At 65.6% G+C, this 4,584-nt stretch carries 4 protein-coding genes and 2 pseudogenes; 2 read left to right on the top strand and 4 right to left on the bottom strand.

Annotated features, from left to right (window positions below):
* Both EOA23_RS31780 and EOA23_RS31775 read left to right on the top strand, forming a co-directional pair.
* A pseudogene (locus EOA23_RS31780) lies at positions 1–211 on the top strand (cysteine ABC transporter permease); the annotation flags it as partial.
* Complete coding sequence (locus tag EOA23_RS31775; protein WP_127307003.1) at positions 208–981, top strand: amino acid ABC transporter ATP-binding protein; 774 nt, start codon at positions 208–210, stop codon at positions 979–981. The pseudogene EOA23_RS31780 and the gene EOA23_RS31775, both read left to right, overlap by 4 nt.
* A gap of 72 nt (positions 982–1,053) precedes the next feature.
* Here EOA23_RS31775 and EOA23_RS31770 read toward each other — a convergent pair whose 3' ends face one another.
* From EOA23_RS31770 to EOA23_RS31755, 4 genes and pseudogenes are all read right to left on the bottom strand, one after another.
* The gene (locus EOA23_RS31770; RefSeq protein ID WP_095816705.1) at positions 1,054–1,635 is read right to left on the bottom strand and encodes a CarD family transcriptional regulator; all 582 of its coding nucleotides are present in this window, start codon (positions 1,633–1,635) and stop codon (positions 1,054–1,056) included.
* 373 nt (positions 1,636–2,008) lie between these two features.
* The gene (fdxA, locus tag EOA23_RS31765; RefSeq protein ID WP_041004757.1) at positions 2,009–2,347 is read right to left on the bottom strand and encodes a ferredoxin FdxA; all 339 of its coding nucleotides are present in this window, start codon (positions 2,345–2,347) and stop codon (positions 2,009–2,011) included.
* Between the two features lie 201 nt (positions 2,348–2,548).
* The gene (locus EOA23_RS31760; protein ID WP_126064026.1) at positions 2,549–2,935 is read right to left on the bottom strand and encodes an RNA-binding S4 domain-containing protein; all 387 of its coding nucleotides are present in this window, start codon (positions 2,933–2,935) and stop codon (positions 2,549–2,551) included.
* Positions 2,936–2,950: 15 nt separating this feature from the next.
* Positions 2,951–4,584, bottom strand: a pseudogene (locus EOA23_RS31755) (helicase); the annotation flags it as partial.

The following is a 4,584-nucleotide window of genomic DNA, read 5'->3' as shown; positions in this document are numbered from 1 at the left end:
GGTCAAGGACACCTCGCTGGCGGCCGCCATCACGGTGCCCGAGATGTTCCAGGCCGCGCAGCGCATCGTCGCCACCACCTATGAGCCGCTGATCCTCTATGTCGAGGCGGCGGCGCTCTATCTCGTGCTGAGCTCGGTGCTGTCGGCGCTGCAGGCGCGGCTGGAGGTGCGGCTCAACCGCTATGGCGGCTTCCTGGAGGCCAATTCATGATCGGCCTTACCGACATCGAGAAGCGTTTTGGCGACAATCTTGTCCTGAAGGGCGTCACCGTCAGCATCGACGAGGGCAGCGTCACGGCGCTGGTCGGCCCTTCCGGCGGGGGCAAGAGCACGCTCCTGCGTTGCATCAACCTGCTGGAGATCCCGACTTCCGGCTCCTTGCGCATCGGCGAGGAGACGCTTGCGTTCCATCCGGGCGGCAAGGTGCCGGCAAAAGATATCCAGCGCATACGCCTGCAGACCGGCATGGTGTTCCAGAACTTCCAGCTCTTCCCGCATCGCACGGCGATCGAGAATGTCATGGAAGGGCTGGTGACGGTGCTGAAATGGCCCGAGCCGAGGGCGCGCGAGCGAGCGATGGCGCTGCTCGAAAAGGTCGGCATGGCGCACAAGGCCGATGCCTGGCCGGCAACGCTGTCGGGCGGCCAGCAGCAGCGCGTGGCGATCGCCCGGGCGCTTGCGCCGTCGCCGCGCGTGCTGCTCTGCGACGAGCCGACCTCGGCGCTCGATCCGGAACTGGCTCAGGAAGTGGTCGACGTGCTTGGGCAGCTGGCCCGCGAGGGCACGACCATGGTGATGGCCACGCATGATCTCAGGCTCGCCTCCAAGATCGCTGAGGAGGTCGTCTTTCTCGATGCCGGCGCGATCGTCGAGAAGGGTCCGGCCTCGGTCGTGTTCGACAATCCGGAGCGCGAGCGGACGAAACGTTTCATCGCCTCGCTCAGGCAGGAGGAGGCGCAGAAGGAAGGGGGAGGCGCGTAACCTTCGATAGGCCTTTCAGAACAAAAAACCCGGCGCGAGGCCGGGTTCTTCGTAACTTAAAGGCGAAAAAGCTCAGGCAGCTTCTTCCTGTTCGGATTCTTCGTTGTCAGCCTTGGCGCCGCGCTTCGGGCCCTTGTTGAGATTGACCTCGATGAGACGCACCGCCTCGGTCTCCGACATGCGGTTCACCGCGGCGATCTCACGAGCCATGCGGTCGAGCGCGGCTTCATAGAGCTGGCGCTCGGAATAGGACTGCTCCGGCTGGTTGTCGGCGCGGTAGAGATCGCGGACGACTTCCGAGATCGAGATCAGGTCGCCGGAATTGATCTTGGCATCATATTCCTGGGCGCGGCGCGACCACATGGTGCGCTTGATGCGGGCGCGGCCCTGTACGACCTTCAGCGCGCGGTCGACATAATCCTCTTCCGACAGCTTGCGCATGCCGATCGAGGTCGCCTTGGCGACCGGCACCTTCAGCCGCATCTTGTCCTTCTGGAAATCGATGACGAACAGTTCCAGCTTGTGACCCGCAACTTCCTGCTCGTCGATCGCCACGATCTGGCCGACGCCATGCGCCGGATAGACGATGAACTCGCCGGTCTTGAACCCGTGGCGGGCCGCGGTGGACTTCTTCTGCGGGGTGATCGTTGCCATTACGCCCTGAACTCCTTAGTTGTGCCGCCGGCATCATGCCGGCGCGAACCCATGGGGCCGGCGGTAGCCGACCGTTAGCCGCGCAACAGGATGAACCCACCGGAAAAGCAGGGGGCCGGCATATCGCACGAATGCGACCGCCTGCCCCAGATCGCTCTGGTCCGGAATTAAAAGCTCACCTTTCAGTGATTTGGGGCGTTAGCGCCATAAATCGACGTCGTGTCACCGGCATGTTTTGCTTATGTAACACAAAAAGTCGGAAGAATCAAGGTTTTGCCGCGTTCGCTAACGCCAAGCGGCAGTGCTGCCTGTCAAGACAGTATTTGTGTCGGCCCCGTTACGCCGCGTCATGCCACGGCTATCGGCCTCTTTCTCAGTCACCCTCGCCGGGTTCGGCCGAGAAATATTTCTCGAACTTCCCGGTCTCGCCGTCGAAGGTCTTGGCGTCGGCGGGCGGTTCTTTCTTGGCCGTGATGTTGGGCCACTTCTCGGCGTATTCGGCGTTGACCTGCAACCATTTGTCGAGACCGCCCTCGGTGTCCGGCTTGATCGCGTCCGCCGGGCATTCGGGCTCGCACACGCCGCAGTCGATGCACTCGTCGGGATGGATGACGAGCATGTTCTCGCCCTCGTAGAAACAGTCGACCGGACAGACCTCGATGCAGTCCATGTATTTGCATTTGATGCAATTGTCGGTCACGACATAGGTCATTGCAGGCTCCGGAACGTCCCATTTTGTTGGGCTTTTTGGCTGAGGTAACGCCTTTGCCCGCCGCATGCAAGGGTAGGGATTGCCGGCGGAGCCGGAGGGCCGGAAAGGAATTCCGGCCGGAAGAGCGGATCGGCGTCACCGAGCCTTATCGCCGCGCAGTTTCGCGGAATTTCTCCGGCCACGCGCTGGGCCGGCTATGTTTCAATCGTCGCCGAGCAGACGGTCGGTCTGCCGGCGCTCGCGTTTGGTCGGGCGGCCGCTGCCGGCCTCGCGCAGCGCCGGAATGGCGTCCGCAACGGCCCCGCCTTTGGGCGTCGGGGCCGGCGACATGTCCTGGTAAAGCAACCGCGCTTCATCGGCCGGCCCGCGCCGTGTGCCGCAATCCAGCACTTTCCAGACCAGGATGCGGCCCTCGAGCGTGATGGTCAGCACGTCGCCGGGCTTCACCAGATCGGAGGCCTGCGCTGCTTTGTCGCGATTGATGCGGACGCGTCCGGCGACGACGACCTTCGCGGCCAGGGACCGCGACTTCACCGCGCGCGAGAAGAACAGCCATTTGTCGATGCGCTGGCGGCCTTCTCCAACCATCGCAACCGACCGAGGTTATTTCTTCAGCTGGTCGCGCAGGGCGGCGAGCTTGGCGAAGGGCGAATCCGGATCGAAGCGCTGCGGGCGTTCCTCGCGCGGCTTGCCCTGGAAGGCCGGCTTGCCGCCCGGAGCGTTGCCTTTGCCTTCCTGCCTGCTGCCCTTCCAGTCAGGCCGGCCCTCCCGGCGATCGCCCTGCGGCCGCCCTTCGCGGCGTTCACCGCCCTCGCGGCGGTCGCCCGCATCCGGCCTCGGATTGAATTTCGACCGGTCGAAGCGCGGCTTGCCGGTGCCGTCGCGCTGCTCGCGGCGGCCTTCATGGGCCGGCCGGTCGCCGGGCTGGCCGCCCGCGGCGCCCGTCTGGCTGTCCCGCGCCGGCTGGTCACCGCGCTGGCGATTGTCGCGACGGTTGTCGTGACGCTGGCGCGGGCGCTGATGGTCGAAACGCGCCTGGCGCCACAGAAGGACAGGTTTCGGTTCTTCAGCTTCGGCCGGTGTTTCGTCGGCCTTACCCTCCCCCATCGAGGGGGAGGTAAGGGCGTCGGCGCCTTCGGCCGACTGAAGCGCTGCAGCGGGGGCTTCCACAGTGGGAACCTCTTCCGCGACCTCGGCCGCAACGTCTGCCAGCTCTTCAACGGCAGGTTCCGGTGCTGCTTCCGAGCTGGCTTCGGCAGGAACTTCCGCGACAGGTTCCGCCGCTTCCGCGACGGCTTCAGTCGGAGCTTCGACGACTGCCGGCTCCGAGCCCTCGGCTGTTGCCTCGGCGACCGCGGCTTGCGCCTCTGCTGCCTGCGCGGCACGCGCCGCTTCTTCCGCCGCCAGCTTCGCCGCCGCCGCCTCGCGGGCGGCATTGTCCTGGGCTTCGAGCTTCGCCTTCACTTCGGCGGTCGGCTTCGCCTCGGAGCGATAGCCGAGACCTTTCAGGATCTCTTCCATGTCGTCGGCCGTGGCGCCGAGGATCGACATCATCGGCGGCGTCACCATGAAGGCGTGGCCGTCATAGGCGCCGTCCGGACGCTGGCCGAGACCGGGTTTCCAGTTGGTCGCAGGGCGGATGAGGTCGGCAAGCCGCTCGAGGATATCGACGCGCACGGCGCGGCGGCCGAGATTGCGATAGCCGGCGAGCTTGTAGAAGGTCTTGTCGAAGGCGGGGTCGATGACGACCGAGGTGCGGCCCGATGCGAGCGCATGCACCACGTCGCCGAAGCCCGGCTTGTCCTTGCCGTCGTTCTTCAGCGCCCAGAGCAAGGTCACCAGACCGGCCGGAGCCGGCTTGATCAGCGCCGGCACGAAGACATGATAGGCGCCGAAGCGCACGCCGAGCCGGCGCAGCGCGGCGCGGCCCTCCTGATCGAGCGACTTCATCTCTTCGGCGATGTCGCGGCGATTGATCAGGCCGAAATGCTCGACCAGCTGGAACGCGATGCCGCGTGCGATGCCGGTGAGCTGGTCGGCATTCTTCAGATCGACCAGCGGCTTCAGCAGCGACTCGATCTGGAAATTGACGAAACGCTCGGCGCGCGCCGCGACCTTGTCGCGGGCAGGGCCGGTCAGCTGTTCGTCGGCAAGCAGGACAAGGCGCGGCTTCAGCGCCTCGTCGCCGCCGACCAGCGTGCCGATCGGCGCGCCGATCCAGCGCAGGACGCCGTCGG

This window comes from Mesorhizobium sp. M2A.F.Ca.ET.042.01.1.1 (assembly GCF_003997405.1).
Classification (GTDB): domain Bacteria; phylum Pseudomonadota; class Alphaproteobacteria; order Rhizobiales; family Rhizobiaceae; genus Mesorhizobium.
This window is presented reverse-complemented; position numbering and strand designations above follow the sequence as displayed.